General features: G+C 44.6%; 22 protein-coding genes and 1 pseudogene. 3 read left to right on the top strand and 20 right to left on the bottom strand.

What is annotated here, in order from left to right; genetic code table 11:
• Window positions 1-6: 6 nt before the first annotated feature.
• Together FZ041_RS04485 and FZ041_RS04480 are read right to left on the bottom strand one after the other, a co-directional pair.
• Window positions 7-273, bottom strand: coding sequence for an HPr family phosphocarrier protein (locus FZ041_RS04485; protein WP_075430198.1), 267 nt, complete (start codon window positions 271-273; stop codon window positions 7-9).
• A gap of 293 nt (window positions 274-566) precedes the next feature.
• Window positions 567-2,249: a sigma 54-interacting transcriptional regulator gene (locus FZ041_RS04480; RefSeq protein WP_075443172.1), complete on the bottom strand. Its 1,683-nt coding sequence runs from the start codon at window positions 2,247-2,249 to the stop codon at window positions 567-569.
• 221 nt (window positions 2,250-2,470) lie between these two features.
• On the opposite strand from FZ041_RS04480, the gene FZ041_RS04475 reads away from it, so the two are divergent.
• From FZ041_RS04475 to FZ041_RS04465, 3 genes are all read left to right on the top strand, one after another.
• The gene (locus tag FZ041_RS04475) at window positions 2,471-3,589 is read left to right on the top strand and encodes a tetratricopeptide repeat protein (RefSeq protein WP_149188681.1); all 1,119 of its coding nucleotides are present in this window, start codon (window positions 2,471-2,473) and stop codon (window positions 3,587-3,589) included.
• Window positions 3,590-3,607: 18 nt separating this feature from the next.
• Window positions 3,608-4,561, top strand: coding sequence for a PRC-barrel domain-containing protein (locus FZ041_RS04470; RefSeq protein ID WP_149188680.1), 954 nt, complete (start codon window positions 3,608-3,610; stop codon window positions 4,559-4,561).
• A gap of 200 nt (window positions 4,562-4,761) precedes the next feature.
• On the top strand, window positions 4,762-5,706 hold the full coding sequence (locus tag FZ041_RS04465) for an Rpn family recombination-promoting nuclease/putative transposase (RefSeq protein WP_187626309.1): 945 nt from the start codon (window positions 4,762-4,764) through the stop codon (window positions 5,704-5,706).
• A 96-nt stretch (window positions 5,707-5,802) separates the two neighbouring features.
• Here FZ041_RS04465 and wbaP read toward each other — a convergent pair whose 3' ends face one another.
• The 18 genes and pseudogenes from wbaP to FZ041_RS04375 all read right to left on the bottom strand — a co-directional run bounded on the left by wbaP (window position 5,803) and on the right by FZ041_RS04375 (window position 21,700).
• On the bottom strand, window positions 5,803-7,218 hold the full coding sequence (gene wbaP, locus FZ041_RS04460) for an undecaprenyl-phosphate galactose phosphotransferase WbaP (RefSeq protein ID WP_149188678.1): 1,416 nt from the start codon (window positions 7,216-7,218) through the stop codon (window positions 5,803-5,805).
• 362 nt (window positions 7,219-7,580) lie between these two features.
• A pseudogene (locus FZ041_RS14765) lies at window positions 7,581-7,721 on the bottom strand (IS66 family transposase zinc-finger binding domain-containing protein); the annotation flags it as partial.
• 41 nt (window positions 7,722-7,762) lie between these two features.
• A complete protein-coding gene (locus FZ041_RS04450) occupies window positions 7,763-8,569 on the bottom strand; it encodes a hypothetical protein (RefSeq protein ID WP_149188676.1) in 807 nt (268 codons plus the stop codon).
• Complete coding sequence (locus FZ041_RS04445) at window positions 8,556-9,029, bottom strand: protein-export chaperone SecB (RefSeq protein ID WP_187626308.1); 474 nt, start codon at window positions 9,027-9,029, stop codon at window positions 8,556-8,558. Before FZ041_RS04445 ends, FZ041_RS04450 begins: the two co-directional genes overlap by 14 nt.
• Window positions 8,986-9,534, bottom strand: a complete 549-nt coding sequence (locus tag FZ041_RS04440) for a hypothetical protein (protein ID WP_149188674.1) — start codon at window positions 9,532-9,534, stop codon at window positions 8,986-8,988. Before FZ041_RS04440 ends, FZ041_RS04445 begins: the two co-directional genes overlap by 44 nt.
• A 245-nt stretch (window positions 9,535-9,779) precedes the next feature.
• Window positions 9,780-10,265, bottom strand: a complete 486-nt coding sequence (locus FZ041_RS04435) for a hypothetical protein (RefSeq protein WP_488655845.1) — start codon at window positions 10,263-10,265, stop codon at window positions 9,780-9,782.
• 553 nt (window positions 10,266-10,818) lie between these two features.
• Window positions 10,819-11,262: a type II toxin-antitoxin system HicB family antitoxin gene (locus FZ041_RS04430; protein WP_149188673.1), complete on the bottom strand. Its 444-nt coding sequence runs from the start codon at window positions 11,260-11,262 to the stop codon at window positions 10,819-10,821.
• Between the two features lie 83 nt (window positions 11,263-11,345).
• Window positions 11,346-11,534 (bottom strand): type II toxin-antitoxin system HicA family toxin, encoded by a 189-nt coding sequence (locus FZ041_RS04425; RefSeq protein ID WP_149188672.1) that lies wholly within the window; start codon window positions 11,532-11,534, stop codon window positions 11,346-11,348.
• Window positions 11,535-11,612: 78 nt separating this feature from the next.
• Window positions 11,613-12,281: an LbetaH domain-containing protein gene (locus FZ041_RS04420; protein WP_149188671.1), complete on the bottom strand. Its 669-nt coding sequence runs from the start codon at window positions 12,279-12,281 to the stop codon at window positions 11,613-11,615.
• Window positions 12,282-12,310: 29 nt separating this feature from the next.
• Window positions 12,311-13,477, bottom strand: a complete 1,167-nt coding sequence (locus FZ041_RS04415) for a nucleotide sugar dehydrogenase (protein ID WP_149188670.1) — start codon at window positions 13,475-13,477, stop codon at window positions 12,311-12,313.
• Entirely contained in the window at window positions 13,474-14,643 is a 1,170-nt protein-coding gene (locus tag FZ041_RS04410; RefSeq protein WP_149188669.1) for a glycosyltransferase WbsX family protein, read from the bottom strand. The genes FZ041_RS04415 and FZ041_RS04410 overlap by 4 nt, the downstream gene beginning before the upstream one ends.
• Window positions 14,589-15,776: a glycosyltransferase family 9 protein gene (locus FZ041_RS04405; protein WP_149188668.1), complete on the bottom strand. Its 1,188-nt coding sequence runs from the start codon at window positions 15,774-15,776 to the stop codon at window positions 14,589-14,591. Before FZ041_RS04405 ends, FZ041_RS04410 begins: the two co-directional genes overlap by 55 nt.
• Before the next feature lie 2 nt (window positions 15,777-15,778).
• Window positions 15,779-16,885, bottom strand: coding sequence for a glycosyltransferase family 4 protein (locus tag FZ041_RS04400; protein ID WP_149188667.1), 1,107 nt, complete (start codon window positions 16,883-16,885; stop codon window positions 15,779-15,781).
• Window positions 16,866-18,077, bottom strand: a complete 1,212-nt coding sequence (locus FZ041_RS04395) for a hypothetical protein (protein ID WP_149188666.1) — start codon at window positions 18,075-18,077, stop codon at window positions 16,866-16,868. Before FZ041_RS04395 ends, FZ041_RS04400 begins: the two co-directional genes overlap by 20 nt.
• The gene (locus tag FZ041_RS04390; RefSeq protein WP_149188665.1) at window positions 18,067-19,053 is read right to left on the bottom strand and encodes a glycosyltransferase family 9 protein; all 987 of its coding nucleotides are present in this window, start codon (window positions 19,051-19,053) and stop codon (window positions 18,067-18,069) included. Before FZ041_RS04390 ends, FZ041_RS04395 begins: the two co-directional genes overlap by 11 nt.
• A gap of 1 nt (window position 19,054) precedes the next feature.
• On the bottom strand, window positions 19,055-20,044 hold the full coding sequence (rfaE1, locus tag FZ041_RS04385; protein ID WP_255449241.1) for a D-glycero-beta-D-manno-heptose-7-phosphate kinase: 990 nt from the start codon (window positions 20,042-20,044) through the stop codon (window positions 19,055-19,057).
• Between the two features lies 1 nt (window position 20,045).
• Window positions 20,046-20,603 (bottom strand): D-sedoheptulose 7-phosphate isomerase, encoded by a 558-nt coding sequence (gene gmhA / locus FZ041_RS04380; protein WP_149188663.1) that lies wholly within the window; start codon window positions 20,601-20,603, stop codon window positions 20,046-20,048.
• A gap of 2 nt (window positions 20,604-20,605) precedes the next feature.
• The gene (locus FZ041_RS04375) at window positions 20,606-21,700 is read right to left on the bottom strand and encodes a glycosyltransferase family 9 protein (protein WP_187626307.1); all 1,095 of its coding nucleotides are present in this window, start codon (window positions 21,698-21,700) and stop codon (window positions 20,606-20,608) included.
• Window position 21,701: the final 1 nt, after the last annotated feature.

The raw sequence follows: 21,701 nt of genomic DNA, 5'->3' as shown, positions 1-21,701 counted from the left end.
CTGGAATTATTCCTCGCCGAACTTGGAAGCAACGAGATCTTTCAGAGCCTTAACTGCCTCAGCCTCGTCCGGACCATCAGCAACGATCGTGATTTCCGTACCTTTTACCAGACCCATGCTCATGATCATGAGGATGCTCTTAGCGTCAACCGTCTTGCCTTTAGCCTGAAGCTGAACCTTGGATTTGAACTTCGTAGCCGTCTGAACGAAGATGGATGCCGGACGAGCATGGATACCAGTTTTGTTCTCGATCGTAATAGTTTCCTGAGTCATTGTTAAACCTCTCCAATCTTTACATAAAAAATACTTCTTTTCCTGCCTGGCAGGTTGTCAGCACGTTTTGTCTAACTGCCTGTTAATTATTGCAAGTCGCGTGCCAACTTTTCCAGGTTGGGAAAAAATTCTATATCTTTTATCTGAGCCCCCGTAAAACAAGGGCTCAGCAAAAGCCTGAAATTATGTTTTCGGAAATATGCATAAATGCCAGCGATACGATTGGTAAAATTTACCTAAAAATCGTCATGTGTTGGTAATTTTTTCTACTTATAGGTAAATTTTACCAACGCTTATTCGACCAGGCCATACTTGCGCGCCTTGGCCGCGACGGTCTTATGGGTGATCTTCAACATCTTGGCCGCCGCATTGAAGCTGCCGCACTGCTTGAGGGCATTGGCAATGATCTGCTTTTCGTACTCTTCCCAGGGCAGCACCGTCTCGGCCGCCGTGAACTGCTGCACCTCACGGCCCGCCATCTCGCCCTTGATGTAGGACGGCAGCGACGCCACCGTGATGCGCTCGGTATCCATCAGCGTAATCACGCGCTCGATGACATTCTCCAGCTCACGAACATTGCCAGGCCACTTGTAGCCCATCAGCACCTCCATGGCCTCAGGCGTCACGTCGCGGACTGTCTTGCCCGTCGCGGCGCTGACCTTCTCGACAAAATGCTCGACCAAAAGCGGGATATCATCGACGCGGTCGCGCAGTGGCGGCAGGCTGATAGGGATGACATTGAGGCGGTAATAAAGGTCATCGCGGAACGCACCATCCTTGACCATCTGCTCGAGATTGCGGTTCGTCGCCGCGATGATGCGCACATCGACATGCACGGTCTCCTCGCCGCCTACGCGGTCAAATTCCTTCTGCTGCAGCACGCGCAAAAGCTTTACCTGCATATTCTTGTCCATCTCGCCAATCTCGTCGAGAAAGATCGTGCCCTTGTCAGCAAGCTCGAACTTGCCAAGCTTGCGCCGCACGGCCCCGGTGAACGCCCCCTTCTCATGGCCAAAAAGCTCCGACTCCAAAAGGGTTCCGGGGATAGCCCCGCAATTGACGCGGATGAACGGGCCGCGCCGCCGGCCGCTCGCATAGTGGATGCCCTCAGCGATGACCTCCTTGCCCGTACCGCTCTCGCCGCGGATGAGCACCGTCGCCGCCGAGCCCGCAGCCTTCGAGGCCAGCGCCAGCACATCGACGACCTTGCCGCTCTTGCCGATATAGTTCTTGAACGCCTGCGCCGTCTTCTTCGTGCGCAAAAGCTCCTGCTCGAGGTACTCCGCCCGGGCCGATACCTGCGACAGCCGCGCCATGAGGTTCTGCAGCTCCGTGATATCCTTGATGACCGATACGACGCCGGCAATCTCACCGTCGACAAAAATCGGATTGACATTGGCCACGACCGTCGTGCCGTCCTTCTTGCGGCTGATGCTGCCGATGCGCGCCACGCCCGAGCGCAACACACCGCAGCGATTGCCATCAGGCGCCGTCTTGAAAACATTCTGCCCGACCACCATCTCCGGCGTCTTATGCACAATGCGCAGATAGGAAGGATTGACATAGGTGATCTCGCCCGTACGGTCGACGACGCAGATGCCGTCCTGCACAGCCTCCAAGATCATCTGCAGACGCTCCTGCATCAGCGCGTTCTCATGCAGCAGCAAATCCATCTCATGGATATCGCCTGGCGAATTCATCTCGAAATCACTCTCAAGGAAGCGGACCATCTCATAGACAGCCTGCCGTCCCTCATCGCCCTCCGCGGCCACGAACACCGAATCCCCGCAGGAAATCTTGAGCGCTACGAGCTTCATGAGGCTGTGCATCTCACAGCGCTCACTGCGCTCGCTGCGCAAAAATAACGGTGTCCCATATTTCTTTCCGAGATCCTTCGCCCGCTGCACGATCATCGCGGCAATACGGGCATGGATGCCGCTTTCATGACGGATAACGGCCTCCTGCTCAAACATCATAGCGAATCGTTCCTTTCTGTTCCTTATATTATACTATAAAACCTCGTCAAAATCTGCCAAAAACAATAAGAAATTTCAATGCGAATTCGGGATTGTTTGAAATTCCCTTCTCATGGTATAATATAAGGGAATTTCTGCCAGACGGCAGCAGGAATTTCCCCTATCATGTCGAATAGGGGAACATAGTGGTATTTTGCCCAATACAGGAAGAGGTGAGCAACATGACATTTATCCTGGTGACGGGCTCCATCATGGCCGTGAGCATCTTCCTCATCTACCATCTCTGCCGCTTCATCGGCATCGAGATGAAATGGCTGTCGTTAGTGCTCTGTGCAGTCATGGCCTTCCTCGTGAATGCCGTGGCCATATCCATGAGTCCATTTCTGGACCGTTCGCATTACCTGCGGCTCGGCGTTCTTGTCATCGCTGCTGCTGCCATCGTCACGCTCTTCAACGAGCATCTGCTGCGCCGCAGCCAAAAAGACGGGCAGCCAGCAGACGAGGCCAGCGACAGCCAGGCAGTCACCCTGCCCTGGAAAGCGGAACAGCCCGCGATGGCGGCAGCATCCGCGGGGGCAGCTGCCAGTACAGCAGCGGTGGATAACGCACCGGACGGTGAACAAGAACCTGAACCAAACACCACCAAAGCTGCCAGTGATACGGCTGCCGAAGAAGAAGCCGCCCGCACTGCAGCCCTGAAAAAACAACAAGCTCTGGCTGCTGCCCGCGCCGAGGAGGAGCTCGCCGCCAAGGCTGAGCAAGCCGCCAAAGCAAAAGCCGAAGCAATTGCCCGCGCCCAGGCCCTGCAGGCCGAAAAAGACGAAGCCCGCCACAAGGCCGCCGAAGAACTCAAGACCCGGCAAGCCGCTGAAGCTGAGGCAAAAGCTGCCCAGCAGCAAGCAGAGCAGGCCGCCGCAAAAGCCGAGGCAAAGCAGCAGCAAACCCGCGAGGAAATCGCAGCACTCGACTCGCTCGACCGCATCCTCGACTATGCCTACGACCATGCAGCCAGCGATCCTGCGGCAGCCATCTATGCCTACCAGCAGGCCATCGACCGCTACAGCGAGGACAGCTATACGCCGTTCCTCGTCATCGAGCTGGGCAACCTTTACAAGGAACAGGCCGCCTACGATAAGGCCATCGAGTCCTACCAGCAGGCCCTGTCCCTTCCGATTATCGCCACGAACGATGACATGAAGCAGGAGTTCATCAAGAACACCCGCTATCTTACCATCGTCCAGGATATATTATCCAAACATCACGCGCTCTCGACGCCATTCCCGGATATCCCGGCCGGCGTCATGCAGGAAATCGAAACCGAGTTCCAGCAGAGCAGCTAATCTAATGGGGGAATATTCATGAAGAAAAGTGTAGAAATCCTTGGCCTTCCGGTCATCAGCATTACCGAAGGCCGTGAGCTTGGCATGAGCAAGACCCTGCTCATCGATGCCAAGAACGGTCTCGTCGCAGCCATCACCATCGAGGACGAGGACTGGTACCGCGGCGTCAAGCTGATTCCGTACGAATCAGTCATCGCCATCGGTGATGACGCCGTAACCGTCACGAACAGCGAGAACATCCTCAAGCTCGACGACGCTGGCGACTATGAGACGCTGCTCGATGAAAACATCCGCGTCATCGGCACCAAGGCCATCACGAAGTCCGGTACCATCCAGGGCAACATCACCGAGCTGTTCATCGGCGATGATGGCAAAATCGAAAAATGCGAAATCACAGCACCGGACGGAACGAGCTCCGAAGTTACCAGCGACCAGATCTCCATCTTTGGTAAGCAGGTAACGGTCATCGATCCGAACGGTGAAAAAAAAAATGAACCTGTAAGCGCTGCACCAAAAGCAGCCGCTCCGGCTCCGGCACCGGCCGCAGCCCCCAAAGCCGAGGAAGCTCCGAAAGCTGAGGAAAAGCCAGCTGAGGCACCCAAAGCCGAAGAGCCAAAAGCTCCGACAGCACCGAAAGCCGAGCCAGCTCCGGCAGTAAAGGAAGAGCCGAAGAAAGAAGCACCGAAGGCCGAAGAGCCGAAAACTGCTCCGGCAAAACCTGCCGCTCCGGCACCGAAGAAAGAAGCACCGAAAGCCGCTGCTCCGGCAGCTGACGCCGCAAAACAGGCCGCAGCTGACAAAGCAACCGAAGAGCGTCATCGCCGCTTCCTGCTCGGCAAAAAAGCAACGCGCGACATCAAGATGGACAACGGCATCGTAATCGTCCAGGCTGGCCAGGACATCACCGAAGAAGTCCTCCAGAAGGCAAAACTTGCCAACAAATTCATCGAGCTGTCCATGAACGTTCGCTAACAAAGACAAAAGGCAAGACCGCAACTACGCGGTCTTGTTTTTTTGTGCCCCAAATGTATGTATACATGTATTTATATAGAAAATGTGTTCTAAATATGATAGAATATCTGTGTGGGGAATATATGTTTTGTCATATAGATGCTCTCTGCATATTGCAGAGGCATCCATCATTATCTATAATAAAGAAAGGAAGGATTTTCATGGAAACGGCACATGTCTACGCTTCTCGCCCCTATGATCCCACCAACGATTTGCTCTTCAAATTCGTCTTTGGACGTGAAGAACGCAAAAACATCACGCTCCAGCTTATCAATGATATCCTTGGACGTGATGGCGATGATGCCTTTGTCGACCTGCAATTCCGCAATACGGAATTCTCTCCCGAAAAACAATCTGACAAACTCGGCAGGCTCGACATCTTCGGTATTCTCAACGATGGCAGCCGCATCGATATCGAGATGCAGGTAATCAATCGGCGCAACATGGAAAAACGTACTCTTTTCTACTGGTCACATATGTATCTCCATTTCGATACGCTCCGTTCTGGCGATGACTACGGTGCACTGAAACCCGCTATTTCCATCAATATCTTGCGCTACAATTTCCTGCCACAGGATAATCCCCATGCAGCCTATGTCCTCTATAATCCTAAGACACAGCACCGTCTTACAGAGGATTTAGAAATACATTTCCTCGAAATCCCGAAATACAAGAACAAGCCCGTACAATCCATGGATCGAATCGAAAAATGGCTTGCCTACTTTGCCAATAAACTCGACGAAAAAGAAAAGGAGGAACTTGCGATGAAAGACACCGCTATCAAGGATGCCATGCAGGCATCTGACCGCTACATCATGGACGACGCCGCCTATCGGGAATACATAGCCCGCGAATCCACCATCTGGGACTATAACAGCGACCTCAAAGCCAACCTCGCCGAAGGACGTGCCCAAGGCCTCGCCGAGGGGCGTGCCGAGGGGCGTGCCGAGGGGCGTGCCGAAGGTGAGCGGAACATGGAAATGACTATCGTCAAACGTATGCTTCTAAAACAAAAGCCATTGATTGAAATCAGCGATGCTGTCGACTGGTCCAAAGAACGCATTATTGCCTTTGCCCAAGAAAACAACATCGTTATCCCCAAATAACCAACAAAACAAGACGTGCGCTCCAACAGAATTGTAAAAATTGAGCATAATAAGAAGGGCTTAGCCACATTCGGCTAAGCCCTTTTTTATATTCTTTTAGTACGCATCCCGTCCAAGCACGACCCGTACAGTCTTGAATAGTATCACGATATCTGTCCACAGATTCCAGTTACGCACATACCACGAGTCCATCTTCAGCCGGCCGCTGAACTTCACATTGCTGCGGCCACTGACCTGCCAGAGGCCCGTCATGCCCGGCGTCGTCATGCAGATGACTGGCATATACTCGCCGATATCTTCCCGCTCCCGCGGCAAATATGGCCGTGGCCCGACCAGGCTCATATTACCCTCGAGCACGTTGAAAATCTGCGGCAGCTCATCGATGCTGTACTTGCGGATGAACCGGCCGACCTTTGTCACGCGCGGGTCCTCGCCGCGCAGCTTCTGGAACTCCTGCCACTCCCGCTGCGCCTCGGGATTCTTGTCCAAATAATCCCGTAAAATCGCATCGGCATTCACATACATCGAACGAAACTTATAGCAGCGGAATGTCGTGCCATCCTTGCCGATACGCTCCGCATTGTAAAACGCCGGCCCATCCGAATCCATCTTGACCAGCACATACGTCACCACGATGATGGGTAAAATGCAAACAGCAATTGCACTGCCAACCACCAGATCAAAAGCACGCTTCAACAGACGGTTTGACATGCGGTTCAGATTGTTATGCGTGCGCAGCACCAAAAGCTGGTCATCAAGACTCCGCAACGCCTTCATATTGCCGATCGGCACACCGAAAAGATCCGGGATAAGCGACACATGTTTCGTATAGGGCTGCACCTCATAGAAAAGCTTGATTGTCCGCGCTTTCGAAAGCCCTGGCGCCGCAATCAGCACCTCATATACCGGATGCTCACGCAGCACCCGCTCAATGTCCGCAAATCCTCCCAGCCGCGGATAACGCCTCAACAAAGGCTTATCCACAACATCCTCAATGAACCCGACAATATCATAATTCGAACCAAAAGCCTTCACAAACTTCTCCGCCGTCTTTCCCGCACCAATGACAATGACCTCTGTCCGCCACATCCCGAGCCGGCCAAAAACATCCTTCAACACACAGCGCTCAGCATACAGTCCCCAAAAGCTCAAGAACCAGAATATCAGCAAAAAGCCACGCGAAAGCGGCACCGTCCCCATATGCAGCAGAAAATCAAAGAGGACAATCGTGACTACCGCAAACGTCGATGCCTTCAAAAGTTTGCGCGCATAGTCAGCCATTACCCGCCGTGTCCGATACATATCCGCAAACAGCAGATTCGACATATAGAGCACCGGCAACAGCAAGCCCCACGTCCGCGGCGCTACCACCGGATGTCCCAGCCCCCACTGTACCAAAAGCAAAGAAACCGCCATCGCCCCATATACGACGCACGCATCCGCCAAGAACAGCACCGCCGGCATCAAAAAGTAGTTCCACTTCAACCCCGAAAGCAGACCTTTGTTCCCCATATAATAAAACCATCCTCAATGCATAATCAATCAAACGATTTTATTATATCAATTTGCATTGTACATTGCAATTCATATTGCACCGTGTGGAATATTGTAAAGTATACTCAGTAACCGCAAAACCATCTAGTTGTCCCAGAATGAAAATGAGGATAATCGCGTCAGCGATTATCCTCAAAGTTTATTTGCAGTTCGTTTGGATTTCTTCCAGCCACGCAAAATAAGCCTCCAGCTTGTCTTTTTCGAGCCGTAGACGTTCCCGCTGCCGCTACGGCCAGGTTGGTACTCATAAAGCCGTATTTTATGCCCTTCCTGCTCATATTCGCCGTTGGTGTATACCCACATGTAAGATTTTTGGTCTTATTCTTGCGGCATTCCAGACACGGGAATGACTCACGGTAATAATCGACGACCTTCACCTTTGCGGGGATGAACTGCACCTCTGTGCGGATTTTCTCACGTCCCATGGAAACAAGTTCCGTGCCACAGCGTTTGCAGATACGTCTCCATCACATCAAGTCTCATCGACTCATTTCCAAAACATCTATGCATAAAACCATTTTCTTATCTCATCAACGCCCCAGACCTCTATACAATCTCCATCTACCATACACTTATCAATCCGATTCCTTACCATTGCGCATTCGCTCAGTGATGCAACCACCATCTTGCAACGGATATGCTCATCGTCCATACATTGTCTCAAATATGACAAGTATCCGACATCTAAAAAATGAAAGCCTTGTGGCATCAGTTTGGTCTCCACAAAACAAGCACAGATTTCTCTATTTCCACCAATCAGCGTTATTGTTCCAATATCTACAGTTTCTCTATCGCCCTTACAATTTCCATTCGGTAAACATTTTTGAAATATTTGTCTGCACCATTCCTGCTGCATCTTTGATTCATTACATGTATACTTTATGATTTTACCGTTCACATAAACTGCGCACCCTGTCTCACACTGCCACATTAAACCACAAACATTTTTCTCATACCAGTTAAAAAACGCACGTTCAACTATGCGTTCCGCAAACATACCTCGCAATTTAGGCCAACCGTCCATAGAATCAGCTTTACAAAAGCATGCTCTCAACGCTTTGTCAATCGAATCCATTTGAACGCTGCTTAATCTTTTATAGTCTCGACTATCTTCTTTCCATTTTTTATATCTCTCAGAAAATATTTTCATCGACCAATGCGCAGAAACCTGGATTATGTTTGTCAACGCATCAAACACCAAAACATCATCGTCTACTAATGCAACCAATACATCAACACATTGACATAAAGTTGCGTCATCCATATCTTTCCGGCATAGCCGAATTTCTGTTTCTTCATTTTTCTCCATCTTTACAATCCGCTTTTTTATTATTTCTGATTGACTTTAAAATATCCATTGTCGGCAACATGAGCGGTGCTAAGCCAGTCTCTGCTGCCAATATCGATACTGAACTTCTAACATACGATATAAGTTGCGGAACCAACTGTAAATCTACACGGTGATAGAATTCGTCATCGTCTATTTCTTCCATCGCCTTAAATATCCCCATCTGAACCACATTAAGTATCGCACAACAGTTTTTCGATTCATCTAAGACTCTGACTTCTGCTCGAACAACACCTCTTAAAACATTGGATCCTTGCTTAACTTTCGGAAGTTCCTTGTGTAGAGCTAACGCAATTTCTCTATGCTGTGAAGTAATTGGTTTAATTTTCGTAGCAGATAGCGACACCGTATCTACAGCTTGTAACTGCACCGTATCCCTAGCCAATACATATTCTTTTTTTAATGGATTCTCTTTCTTCATAGTACCGATACCTCCAAAAAAAAGCTCCATCCCTCACGGACGAAGCTTCTGGTTCAATTTTTATCTGTTCTTTATCTTTCTGACATCCCAACGGCTCTCCATCAACAAAAGCCCGAACGACATCCATCATCAATGCATCGCCCCGCTTCTTTAACCATTCTATACAATGGGAAGTCATCTCTAAAACATATTCATAGTCTAGAGACTCATTTGCCTCTTCTAACATATATGCTGCCTGCCGAAACGAATCACGATCCATGATATTTAAAACAGCTGCATCCTTTTCTATAGCCGTCAAAAAGTCTATACCATATCGTACAAACCATCCATTCCAAAGGCTCTCCTCTCCCAGCTTAGCAAAATAAGGCTGCCACCCTTGCCAACTGTCAACAAACTGTGCCTCATCTCTAGATAAGTCAGCCAATATAGCAAAAGAAGTCCATAGCGATGCTTGAAAGCGCTTTTGTTCTGCACTAACACCAACAGTAAAATTATCAGTATGCATGCTACCCCCTCCTGTACAATGACAATACCACATATACAACATTATGTCAAGAATGATATTTCTTTCATAATTTATGTATTCTGCAAATATATTCAATGTCCTGCTATCTAATCTCCGATCCCCAATATCTTTTCATCATGCTGATATGCCGTTTCATCCACAACAGAATACACCGTTTACCTTTATATTATACTCTTATCAATACGCATCCCGTCCGAGCACGCCCCGCACAGTCTTGAACAATATCACGATATACACCCACTGCACCAAAAGCAAAGCTTTGGCAAAACTTGCACAATCTTGGCTTTCTCCCTCGCCTGCAACAGTGCCAGCCCCATAAGCCTGTTTGCCTGGTCAACCATAAACAACGGGATATTCAATACACCATCATCCAGATAGATCTTAAAGGCTCTTAAATCCTCATATTCCCTTGCACGGGCGCCTTCTTTTACCACATTATAAAGGAATTTCTTATTTTCACGTGCCAACTGTGAGGGCATTGAATTCCATATCCTTGCCAGCTTGGGATATTCTTTAGGTTCCGGATGCTTCATGAAATCCCGCTCATAAGCAGTGATAATATTCATAAGTGTTGACTGGACCTGCCCAACAGACTTTGTTTCAATCCAGCGGCTAACAACTTCCGGCATACCTCCGGTTATGAAGTACATCTTCAGTTTTTCTGCCAACGGATTGAAAAATGCATCAGGAATAGGTGATATATCCTCCACTTGTTTCAAATATGCAGAGAGATTATACCCAGCAGAGCTCCCGCACTAGCCACATGATATTCTGGTGCGTTCTCACAAAAGTATTTCAGAGATTTCAATTCTTCTGGGCAATCCTGAACCTCATCAAAGATAAGCAACGTCTTATCAGGGATAATATCCTGACCACCTGGCGTCCCCCCTTCACTATCAGTGGTTTCCGATATGAAGATTCTTTCCAGGCCACCAATCGTTCCATAGCCAATCTTTCCATTCGCTCACCCCATTATATATAAAAATGTGATTTCATACACATAATTATATATTTTTTGTTGTGCACAAAGACAATACCATCCCCTAAAATCAACATTATTTCCAACGTTTCCTATACTCCCGCGGCGAGAGGGTACGCGGACAAGTGATCTGCTTTGCCATTCTTCAATCATGAGGAGTATTTTATCCGTAACGTCAGAAATGAAGTAACCGCAAAACCATCCAGTGTGTCCCAGAATGAAAATGAGGATAATCGCTAATGCAATTATCCTCATTTTAGTTCTAGGACATACTAGGTGATTTTTCAGTTACACTTGATATTGCTTTTTTCAAGCTCTATTTTTAATCCATTTTGCAACACTTTAGAAAAATTAATACCTGCCGCAACTGCTTTATCATTTAACCAACGTGGCAAAGATAACGTTTTTTTTACTGATTTATTAAAATATTTTTTTGCGTACTCCTCTACATCTACAGACACCATTGTTATAGATATATCTTCAGCACTATAATCATCATCTTCATCTGCTTCTAAGCTAATATCCACTTTATTAATGGGGGTTGGTTGTGGAATTAATTGTTTGCTATTTTTCAACTCATATAAATAACCAGCTAAACAATCCACTGCCATTTCCATTGCTTCTTGATAAGTATCCCCGCTCGTTGACAAATGGTTGAGATCTGGAAACACCACTGCATACCCATTATCTTCTTCATGATAAAAAATTGCGGGGTACATGCTTAACATTTTCCTTTCCTCCTCTTTAGTAAATTTTTCGTTAATATATTTTATCTTTAGTATCAGCAGGGGCAATACGCCCCCGCCTTCTTCTACTTTAATCCTGCTTGTTTCATAATAGATGATACCGTTTTCTTCAGTAAATCTTTTGGTCTTTTGTGAAAAGGAATCGTTACAAGACCTGGTTTTGTCGGATGTACATAATGATAATGTGAACCCTCGATTCGCTTAAGACGCCATCCGTCGGCCATCACGATTTCTTCAGCTTGTTTCGGTGTCACATGTCATCACCTCCTATATATTTTTCATTATAAGTATAGCACGCAATACGTATTGTGTCAATACGTATTGCGTGCTATTCACATCGTCACTTTCACCCATTGTCTTTTTTCCCGATCCCACATCTTGACTACTCGTGCTGGACTGCCAACGGCAATGGTTTCTGCTGGGATATCATGTGTAACCGTACTATGACTGCCAATAATCGAGCCTTCACCAATTTTGACTCCAGGAAGAATTGTCACAAACTCACCAATCCAACACTTATCACCAATCTCTACACTTTCACCCTCCGTTAGGTTTCTATTAGCCGGGGGGCATTCCGGGCTATCAGGATTTTCCCCGGAATAAACTCCATGATTATGATCGGTAATATAGATTTTGCTCCCCATAAGAACATCATTACCAATGACAACACTATGGTTACAACCGATATGCACATATTCGCCCACACTAACTCGATCACCAATAACTAACTTCGGAGAAAACACCTGTTTTGCAGCTGGGTAATTCGTTACTGCTTCTAACCATAAACCACGACCAGCAGTAAAACGATTTCCAATACACATACATTCCAAGCCACCCAAACGTGCATCAGGGAAAATATTTAAATCACTACGCCCAAATACCACTACTCCGAATAGATATTTACTAACTCGCTGATGATAATACTCTATAAACCGCCAAATTCTCTGACTGCTAAAACGCGCGCTAAGCAGTTGTAATCGATACCACCAGGCATTATTCAAATACAATCACTCCAACTTTCGTAACACCATTAATCGCGACTAAATATATCTCTAGTAAATACCTTATCCTTCACATCAACCAACAATTCATCCCATCTATTGGTGATAATCAAGTCGCTACGTTTCTTAAACGATGAAATATCATTAACCACTTCAGAACCCCCAAAATCATTATCATGCAATGTCGGTTCATATACAATACATTTAACACCTTTTGCCTTGATACGTTTCATAATCCCTTGAATTGCACTTGCACGATAATTATCGGAGTTTGTCTTCATTGTCAATCGATATATTCCAACCGTATTAGGCTTTCGAGCTATTACTTCATCAGCTATAAAATCCTTACGCGTTCGGTTAGCATCGACCACTGCAGCAATCAAGTTTTGCGGAACATCACTATAATTTGCCAACAATTGTTTTGTATCCTTCGGAAGGCAATATCCACCATAACCAAATGAAGGATTGTTATAAAAATCCCCGATTCTAGGATCCAAACTTACACCGTGGATAATTTCCTTCGTTGATAATTTTCGCATCTCAGCATACGAATCCAATTCATTAAAAAACGCCACTCGCAAAGCCAAATATGTATTAGCAAATAACTTTATCGCTTCCGCTTCCGTCGAACCTACAAACAATGTTTGTATATCTTTTTTTATCGCCCCATCTTGCAGCATTTTTGCATATTCCCGAGCTTCATCAGACTTATCCCCCACGATTATTCTTGTAGGATATAAATTATCATGCAGCGCCATGCCTTCACGTAAAAACTCAGGCGAAAACATTATATTTTTTATATGATAACGCTTTTTCAGCTGTTCTGTATAGCCAACGGGTACCGTAGACTTAATGACAATGTATGCCTGCGGATTGATCGATAAAACTTCATTTACTACATTCTCCACAGAGCTCGTATCGAAAAAATTTCTTTCCGGATCGTAATTAGTCGGCGTAGCAACTATTACATAATCTGCATTTTTTAAAGCCTTTTCAGCGTCTAACGTAGCACTAAAATTCAAACTCTCGTCAGCCAAATACTCCGATATATCCTTATCTTTAATCGGCGAAATCTTTTTATTTAACAAATCGACTTTTTGAGCATCAATGTCTAGTGCTACCACCTCATTATGTTGTGCCAATAATATTCCATTAGCTAAACCTACATAGCCAACACCAACAACTGCAATTTTCACTTATTATTCCTCGATTCTTTAACGACTATATCTTTCACCGCTTCCAAATAACTGAACCCAAATCTGGTATCCGGCTCAAGGTATGCACCTTCTCCCCACTCATTCCAAGCTGTTAAGAAGATATACTCTTTTCCTTGCTTATCCGATATGCTTTTCAATCTTTTTAAATAACGATGAAATTTATGCGGATCAGCACCATCTACATAAGAACCATTTACACCGCGCCGAGGCGTATCATCATAATCAACAAAGCCCCCATAATATATATTGGCATTCTTGTTTTTCTCGGCATTTTTTATAATTCTTTTCCAAGTTGCATCATAATTATATTTCTTTAGATGCCCATTATATCCAACAACTCGTTTAAAACGATTTATTACTCTATATTTCAGTGTTTCCCAAGTCGAATGCGATGGCTCGTAGTAAAACTGTGAATATTTTGAGGGGATTCTGTCCTTTACAGGATGTTTAAATATAATATCCATCCCCATAAATCCATAATCCAATGCCAATCGATTCCAATATTCAGCCATTTTATTTATAGCATCAGAATATGACCAAATAATGAAGACAGGCTTATTATCCGTTTTTATATATCTCTCATCTTTAAAATATGGCAATAAATACTCAAAATGTTTTTTCCACTCTTTTTCTCCGCCTAAAATGAATGGTATCAATACACCATTTTCATTATCGTTATTTTTTTCATACATTGGCGCCCAACTATTTCCTTGAACATTGCTCCAAGACATCTTCCAAGCACCATTATCCCAGGCAAAGCAAAACGGCATATCTATATCTTTGTTTTCTAATATAATCTCTGCCGGTTTTGTCAATACGCACTTATCCACAGAAAACCAGTAATGATACATCGCAAATCCAAATATCCCGTGTTTTTTTGCCATTTCAGCTTGCCATTTTATATTTTCTTTTTGCGACAAATCATAATAATTGTTGCGATAAGGGACTCTAGGTTCATAATGACCATTATATAACGGTTTTGCTTGCTTGACGCTTACCCAATCCGTAAATCCCTCTCCCCAAAACTTTGAATTTTCTGGTATAACATGATATTGCGGAAGGTACATACTAATTATCTTTGTATCCATCTTCAGTTCTTTTCCTCTTTTATTATTTTCAATCCTATTTCTTTCATCTTCGTCCATACTTCATCAACTGCTATTGCTCTCATACATGGAGCATATTCATCATCATAAACGCAACTATCCTTCAGGCATGGTGAGCATTTCAAGTCATGTCGTATTACCTCAACTTTGTCACCATACGCCACCCATAAGCCAGGATAATTATACGCAGAAAAGATTTCTATCAGCCATGTATCAACAGCAGCTGCCATATGTGCCGTTCCAGTATCTACAGACAACAACAAATTTGATTTCTTCAGCATAAACATACTTTCTTGTATGCTAAACATCCCCGCGGCATTGATAACATGATCTACTTCGAAATGACGCCTTATTTCTTCTGCTGCATCAAATTGATCTTTTCCGCCCATGAGTACAACTGTTCCACCAAATTCCTTTATCCATTTTTTTATCAACACACAGAAATTACTGATTGGATACAATTTCGGTCCTTTTTTTCCAAAAAAAGACACAGCTAATATCGGTTGACTATCCCTATCGCAAAAAACAGGCAACTTATTATAAACATTTTCTTTGATTTCATCTGAAAACACGAATCCAAATTCTGGTTTTCCTTTCGGCTTCCAAGGAAGGTTTTCGAAAAGGCTTTCTGCTTGATTTGTATACTTTCTAAATTTAACCTGCGCCTGCGGGAAACATTCTACGGTATTCATATAAAATCCCGTTGCTTTTTTAGCGCCTATTATTTTTGCATAAAAAATATGCTTTAGATTTGCCCATAACGAAACCCTTGCATAAGGAAGCTGAATAAAGCAATCATACTTTTTCCTACGCTCGCCTTTTATGAAGTTTTTTAGTGTTTTAGCAGTCCATTTGCCGCCATCTTTATATTCCGAATAATCAACTACATCCTCATATAGGCCTTGGTTCGCTAACACATCTTTTATCCCGATACGGCTTAATTTCCCAGGATCGGTCAACACAGTAATTTTCGCATGAGGAAAGTGCGCTCTTATTTCCCGCATAGCAGGTACTGCTACAATCATATCCCCAATGTTAGCCGTACGATACACACAAATATGATTAACACCATCAATCTCAAAACGGCCAAACAGAATATACACTACGGCTTTTAATATATAATTCGATATCTTTCTTGTAATTTCTGAAAAAAAATACAATAAATAATCCAAAGTTATTTCCTCTCTATATAATCCATAATCCTTTTAGCAACGATTTTAGAATCATACTCTCTTTGAACCTTCTGATATCCAACCTCTCCCATCCGCTCAGCCAAATCATTATCCCTAAACAATTGTTGCATTTTGTCTGCCAATGCTTCGACATCACCTTCAGGAATTTGAAAGCCATCCACACCATCATCCACGATATACTTAGGCGCGCCTGTCGAAAAAACAATGACTGGCTTACGATGACTCCAAGCTTCAATAATAGTCCGCCCAAAAGTTTCCGGGCCTCCATAACTTGATAACGATGTATTTAACACCATAAGAGAATTTTTATAAACACTTGCTGTATCATCACAAAACCCAGCAAACCGAACATAGTCATCCAACCCATGCTTATGTATATATTCTATGCATTCATGGTAGTAATTATCATCTACAATCTTCCCGTAGATTTGTAGATTCATACCCTCCAAATAGAGTTTACTTTTATGATACGCTTTTATTGCATATATTATTCCTTTCCACTTTGTGACGTTTGCCAAAAGCGCTGCATATGGCACTTGCGAATGTACAGATGAATGACAACACTTTTCCTCCATTATTTGCGCAGGATTCCCCGTAACAAAAATACGATAATCATCTGTATCTAACCGGAAATTTTCTCCATACTCCAATGTTGCTATATTAGGCACTGCAATGGTAGCATTCTTCAGCAAAGAAAAAATAATCCGCCTATATTTCCATTGAAAATCTCTTAGAAACACCATGATATTCTCAACAGGGATTCTATAAATCATTCTTAATATCGATAGATATAATGCCCCCTTATTAGTATTTGATATATAATAATCCGGCTTAAACGCTTTAATACACTTGGAAATATGCAATATATCCATCAATATATTTAAATATTTTTTTCCGCCTTTTAAACGTACTACCTTGCCATTTTTTATAATTGATGATAAGGATTTATATTGTTGTTCATTTTCCACCGCAATGCAAATTTCCATATATTTGTCCCATTCAGACACAAGCAGTTCCAAAGACCGTTCTGCTCCGCCATAGCCACTCGCATTTGCTAATATTAAACACTTAATATACTTCTCCATCATTGTTCCTTATTAACCATCCAACAGCTATTCCCATATGCAATAATGCCATTTGATTTAACACATCAGTCGTTATCCCAATACAGAAAAATCCAAACAGCACGGCTAACATATACGCTTTTCTATCTGTATATATATCACTAATCCCCAGCACACGTTTTACCATATAGCCTAACAAAGCTATCGATAATATCCCAATTGATCCATACATATACAAAAAAGTACTATCCGTAACCACAGGATAAGGAGCAATTCGTTCAAACAGTACCGTTGAAAAACCAATTCCCCCAATCCCTCTTCCTAATACATAGCTCCCATATCCATCTATAATATCTACAGACATAGGCCATGTATTCATGAGTCTATCCTCAAACGACTGAAGAAACACATAAGCCATACCATAATCACCAGACGATATTATATCCAATAACACGTTGACCATTATCGGTATTAATACAAACGCCCCAATAGTAATGCCGGTTAAAACCTTCATCGTAAAGATAAACCACGTTTTATCAAATTTCTTTATACCAAACACAATAGCCATTATGCCACCAGCTATAATATTTGCTTTCGTGGTAGTCAGCACTAATGCCCCTAGCAATAGCAGCGTATAGAATAAGTAATTTTTTTTAATTACCATAAGATACGCTCCTCCTATAAGCAGCAGTATCGCAGCATCTATAGACGACCGCGAGAAACCGCCTAACCTATTTACAACCTCACCATCATAAGAAAAATGCCAAACTCGAACATTCTCAATTCCTGTCAGCGCATTATCTGGCATATTAACCCACCACGGATCTCCTATAAGCCAGTGCAGAGATAAACCTATAGCTCCCGACAGAAATACAATCTTATACAGCCGTTCCATCTTATAAAAGACATTCCAATAATCTTCACAGATTATCAATCCTGCATATAAAGGATAAATAGTTTTTATCCCCCAAAGCACCTGCAATATATTCTCAGTAAAAACGAAACCTACAACTGCGTATATTCCTATGACCGCTATCATCACGACATCATATATAGCGGTTCTCTTCAGCAAATGTCTTATAATAACTGATATCAACAAAACATCGCGTATATATAAAATATATGGTATATCAATAGCATTCAATAAAAATCTTATCGGCGCCTCAAAGCTCATCGACAAATAATATATATAAAAAACTATAATATTATATTTCACCCAATATATACTCCACCGTTATCTTTTCCATACATATTTTTTCATCACATTTTGCATAGTATTTCCCATCATAGCAAGGACAGCAAGCATTTTTATCATATCCCCATGCAGTAGTTACATTTTCTCTCCTCGGCACTTTTTCCCAGGGATTCGTAGGCCCAAAGATCGTAATCAATTTTGTCCCTGTCATACCAGCTAAATGCATCGGTCCCGAATCATGCGTGATAATCACATCAACATGTTGAAACACACCTATGAGCTCCAGCAAATTCGTTTTGCCGATCAAATTTATTACAGGGATATCGGCAAAATATCCTTCCACCCATTTATCAGCGTTTGCTCCTGTTATTACTACGCCATAGCCTTTCTTTATTAACTGTTTAGCTAAATTTGCATAGTTTTCAATCGGCCAGCGTCTTACATCATCATCTGCCAACAAATTTTTGGCCCCGCCAGGTGCTAATGCAGCAATAGGCCGCCCGCCCGATAATAACGTCGTAAGTCTACTCGGTAAATCTACTTGGGGAAACTGTACTGCCGCTATAGGTGTTTTATTATTTGGCTTTACCAGGCGCACATATTCATCTGTGTGATGTCGCCCCGGCACAGGCCATCTCTCTCCCATCACATGGCTGAAGAAACGAAACTCCCCGCACCGCGTCAAAAGCGTTAATATTTTATACCGCCTTGCTGCATGCCCCAGAGCTACTACGTCGTATCGCCGCCCTGCAATCTGTCGCCAAAGATTGATCACAACACTTATTTTCTCCAGTCTCGAACCAGTCATAAGCTTTTTTTCGTCAACCGTTATGATCCTGTCAATAGCAAACGGCTCCAGCAGCGACTTTACTCCTCGGCCACAGACCCAGGTTATCTCAGCATCTTTATCCTGTTTTCTTATCTCGTTTACCATAGGTAGTGCCATGATCACATCTCCTATGGCAGCAATCTTTACGATCAGATATTTCTTTGACATGTCACATATTTCCCAAGGCCACTACTATTTCTTCATTGCTTACGGCATAGGTACCGACCTTCCCGACCTCTATACCTGCTGCAAAATTGGCAAATTCAATAGCCGCCTGCAGATATACCTTCATACCGATTGCCGCTGCAAAACAGGAAATCACTGTATCCCCTGCACCAGATACATCAAACACTTCCTGGGCCACAGTCGGTATTGTGATTTCCGACCTACCGAAAACACTTATCCCTTTTTCTGAGCGGGTTATCATCACCGAATCCACTGCATATCGTTTCTTTATCTCTTCTGCTGCTTTTCTAAGTACCTCTGTATCATTCGCCAGCCTGCAGTTCAAAACAGCTCCCGCCTCCTTGACATTCGGCGTTATATAGCTTGCACCACGATACTTGCCCCATTTATCTCCTTTCGGATCAACAAAAACGGGAACATCTTCTGTTTGTGCCTTCTTTATCACATACTGGCACATCTCATCAGTACACATGCCTTTGCCATAATCTGATATGATTACAGCATCCAGCCCTGTTTCTGTTATCTTATCGATAACGGCCTGTAGTTGCTTTGCCGCACTATCCTCTATACTGTCCGTTTCCTCAAAATCCAGCCGCATCATTTGCTGATGACCGCCAAGCACACGCACCTTGGTGGTAGTTTTCTCACGCCCACAAATTATGCCATCGGTATGAATCCCCCGCTTTTCCAGCTTCCGCATCAACAGCCTGCCATGATGATCATCGCCTATAACACCGGACAGATAAACCTGGCACCCCAATCTTGCCAGGTTATGCGCAACATTAGCAGCACCACCCAGCGTATCTTTTTTCTTCTCTATACAATTTACAGGCACCGGTGCTTCTGGCGAGATACGCGTCACATTGCCATAGAAATAGCGATCCAGCATCACATCACCAATGACCAGCACTTTGCAATCATGCACTTTATTTTCAAGGAACTCTCTTATTTCTGCTCTAGTACTCGCATCCACCTTAGTACTCCTCATCGATGTATTCGCAAATCATATGCCCAATCATGATATGGCATTCCTGCACACGTGCTGTCACCGGAGCAGGAACCTTCAAAGTTACATCAGCCAACGCACTCATTTTGCTATCTTTCTGACCAGTCAATGCTAGGGTCTTCACGCCTTGCTTTTTCGCCTGTTCAAAGGCTTTCACGATATTGCCACTGTTGCCAGAGGTTGATATGCCGATCAACACATCCCCCGCTTGTCCCAACGCCTCAACCTGACGACGGAATACTTCATCATAACCATAGTCGTTGCCAACTGCCGTAAGAATTGACGTATCAGTAGTCAAAGCAATCGACGGCAATCCCTGCCGTTCCTTGACAAAACGGCCAACAAATTCAGCTGCAATATGCTGGCTGTCTGCAGCACTGCCACCATTACCACATAGCAAGATCTTATGACCGCTTTTTATAGCCTTCCCACACACTTCGGCCATCTTTTCAAGCACAGGCAGACAATCTGCCTTCAATGCTGCTACTGCCTGTTCATGAGCCTCAATCGTCTTTTTGAAATCCATACTTATGCCTCCAAAACTTTCTCAATCTTTTCCATCACCATAGGAACAGTCACCTTTTCCATGCAGACAGGAGCCGTACACTCAGACTCGAACCCCAAGCTGATGCATGGCTGACAGGACAAGCCACTCTTTACCACTCTCGCTTTTTCACTAAGTGGCCCCCATCGTACTTCTGATGTAGCCCCGTGAATCGCTACTAATGGTACGCCTACAGCAGCAGCATAATGCATAATCCCTGTATTGACCGAGACCACCAGCTTTGCATATTGCAAGATACTCGCCATATCCTTCAACGAGTATTTCCCTGCGATATTTTCTGCCGGAATCCCACCACACTGCAATCTATCGCATACCTCCTGCGCTTCTTCTGTATCTGCCGGGCCGCCACTGAGCAAAATTTGCACACCATACTGCTGATGTAACTGCTTCGCCAGCTCCTGCCAGCCAGCATCCGTCCAACGCCGTTGCCTATCCATGGCACCGCCAGGGAAAAGATGCAGTACCGCATAACTACTGGACAGCAATCGTTTATCCGTACGTAAATCAGGCAATAGGCCCATCGGCGCTATCCCCGCACCTCGCAAGAGATTGCGATAATTCTCTATCTCATGCAAGCAATCTGAGTGTTCCACCTTAGCATCATAGATATAATGGCGATGTGTATCCGGACGATAAAAACCAACCTTATAGTCAGCATCCAGCCACCAGGAAATAACGCCATTGATTCGCGGCCAAGGGCCAAAATCAAGCACCAAATCATAATGACCTAGCGCGCCTATCCGCCTCAGAGATTGCCAGGGTCTTTTCATGACAAATGTCTCTACGCGATTGACGTGAGGCAAGCATTTGACCATAGCAGCGTTATTTTTAGAACAAATCACCGTAATATCCGCATCTGGATACGCACGCTTTACCTCCTCGACCATAGCACTGAGGATAATCGTGTCTCCCACCGCTGCTGTTTTGATTAGAGCAATTCTCCTGTAAGTCTGGGGTCTTGCCTGCGGATGATGGAATTTCCCCAGCAAATATAAGGCCGGAATACCTATCCATTTGTCCAATCTCTTCAATAATGGATTATTCCGTTCTGTCTTCATA

The sequence above is a fragment of the Pseudoselenomonas caprae genome, from assembly GCF_008271345.1.
Classification (GTDB): domain Bacteria; phylum Bacillota; class Negativicutes; order Selenomonadales; family Selenomonadaceae; genus Selenomonas_A; species Selenomonas_A caprae.
Note: the sequence above shows the minus strand (reverse complement) of the source record. Positions and strands in the feature narration are given on the sequence as shown.

Excerpts from the sequence above, each read along its gene's own strand:
- FZ041_RS04465 (WP_187626309.1), top strand. The coding sequence starts at position 4,762 with ATGGAAACGGCACATGTCTACGCTTCTCGCCCCTATGATCCCACCAAC.
- FZ041_RS04410 (WP_149188669.1), bottom strand. The coding sequence starts at position 14,643 with ATGGACGAAGATGAAAGAAATAGGATTGAAAATAATAAAAGAGGAAAA.
- FZ041_RS04480 (WP_075443172.1), bottom strand. The coding sequence starts at position 2,249 with ATGATGTTTGAGCAGGAGGCCGTTATCCGTCATGAAAGCGGCATCCAT.
- FZ041_RS04475 (WP_149188681.1), top strand. The coding sequence starts at position 2,471 with ATGACATTTATCCTGGTGACGGGCTCCATCATGGCCGTGAGCATCTTC.
- FZ041_RS04485 (WP_075430198.1), bottom strand. The coding sequence starts at position 273 with ATGACTCAGGAAACTATTACGATCGAGAACAAAACTGGTATCCATGCT.
- FZ041_RS04440 (WP_149188674.1), bottom strand. The coding sequence starts at position 9,534 with ATGCATACTGATAATTTTACTGTTGGTGTTAGTGCAGAACAAAAGCGC.
- FZ041_RS04375 (WP_187626307.1), bottom strand. The coding sequence starts at position 21,700 with ATGAAGACAGAACGGAATAATCCATTATTGAAGAGATTGGACAAATGG.
- wbaP (WP_149188678.1), bottom strand. The coding sequence starts at position 7,218 with ATGGGGAACAAAGGTCTGCTTTCGGGGTTGAAGTGGAACTACTTTTTG.
- gmhA (WP_149188663.1), bottom strand. The coding sequence starts at position 20,603 with ATGGATTTCAAAAAGACGATTGAGGCTCATGAACAGGCAGTAGCAGCA.
- FZ041_RS04400 (WP_149188667.1), bottom strand. The coding sequence starts at position 16,885 with ATGATGGAGAAGTATATTAAGTGTTTAATATTAGCAAATGCGAGTGGC.
- FZ041_RS04450 (WP_149188676.1), bottom strand. The coding sequence starts at position 8,569 with ATGGAGAAAAATGAAGAAACAGAAATTCGGCTATGCCGGAAAGATATG.
- FZ041_RS04445 (WP_187626308.1), bottom strand. The coding sequence starts at position 9,029 with ATGAAGAAAGAGAATCCATTAAAAAAAGAATATGTATTGGCTAGGGAT.
- FZ041_RS04390 (WP_149188665.1), bottom strand. The coding sequence starts at position 19,053 with ATGTCAAAGAAATATCTGATCGTAAAGATTGCTGCCATAGGAGATGTG.
- FZ041_RS04470 (WP_149188680.1), top strand. The coding sequence starts at position 3,608 with ATGAAGAAAAGTGTAGAAATCCTTGGCCTTCCGGTCATCAGCATTACC.
- FZ041_RS04430 (WP_149188673.1), bottom strand. The coding sequence starts at position 11,262 with ATGTTAAGCATGTACCCCGCAATTTTTTATCATGAAGAAGATAATGGG.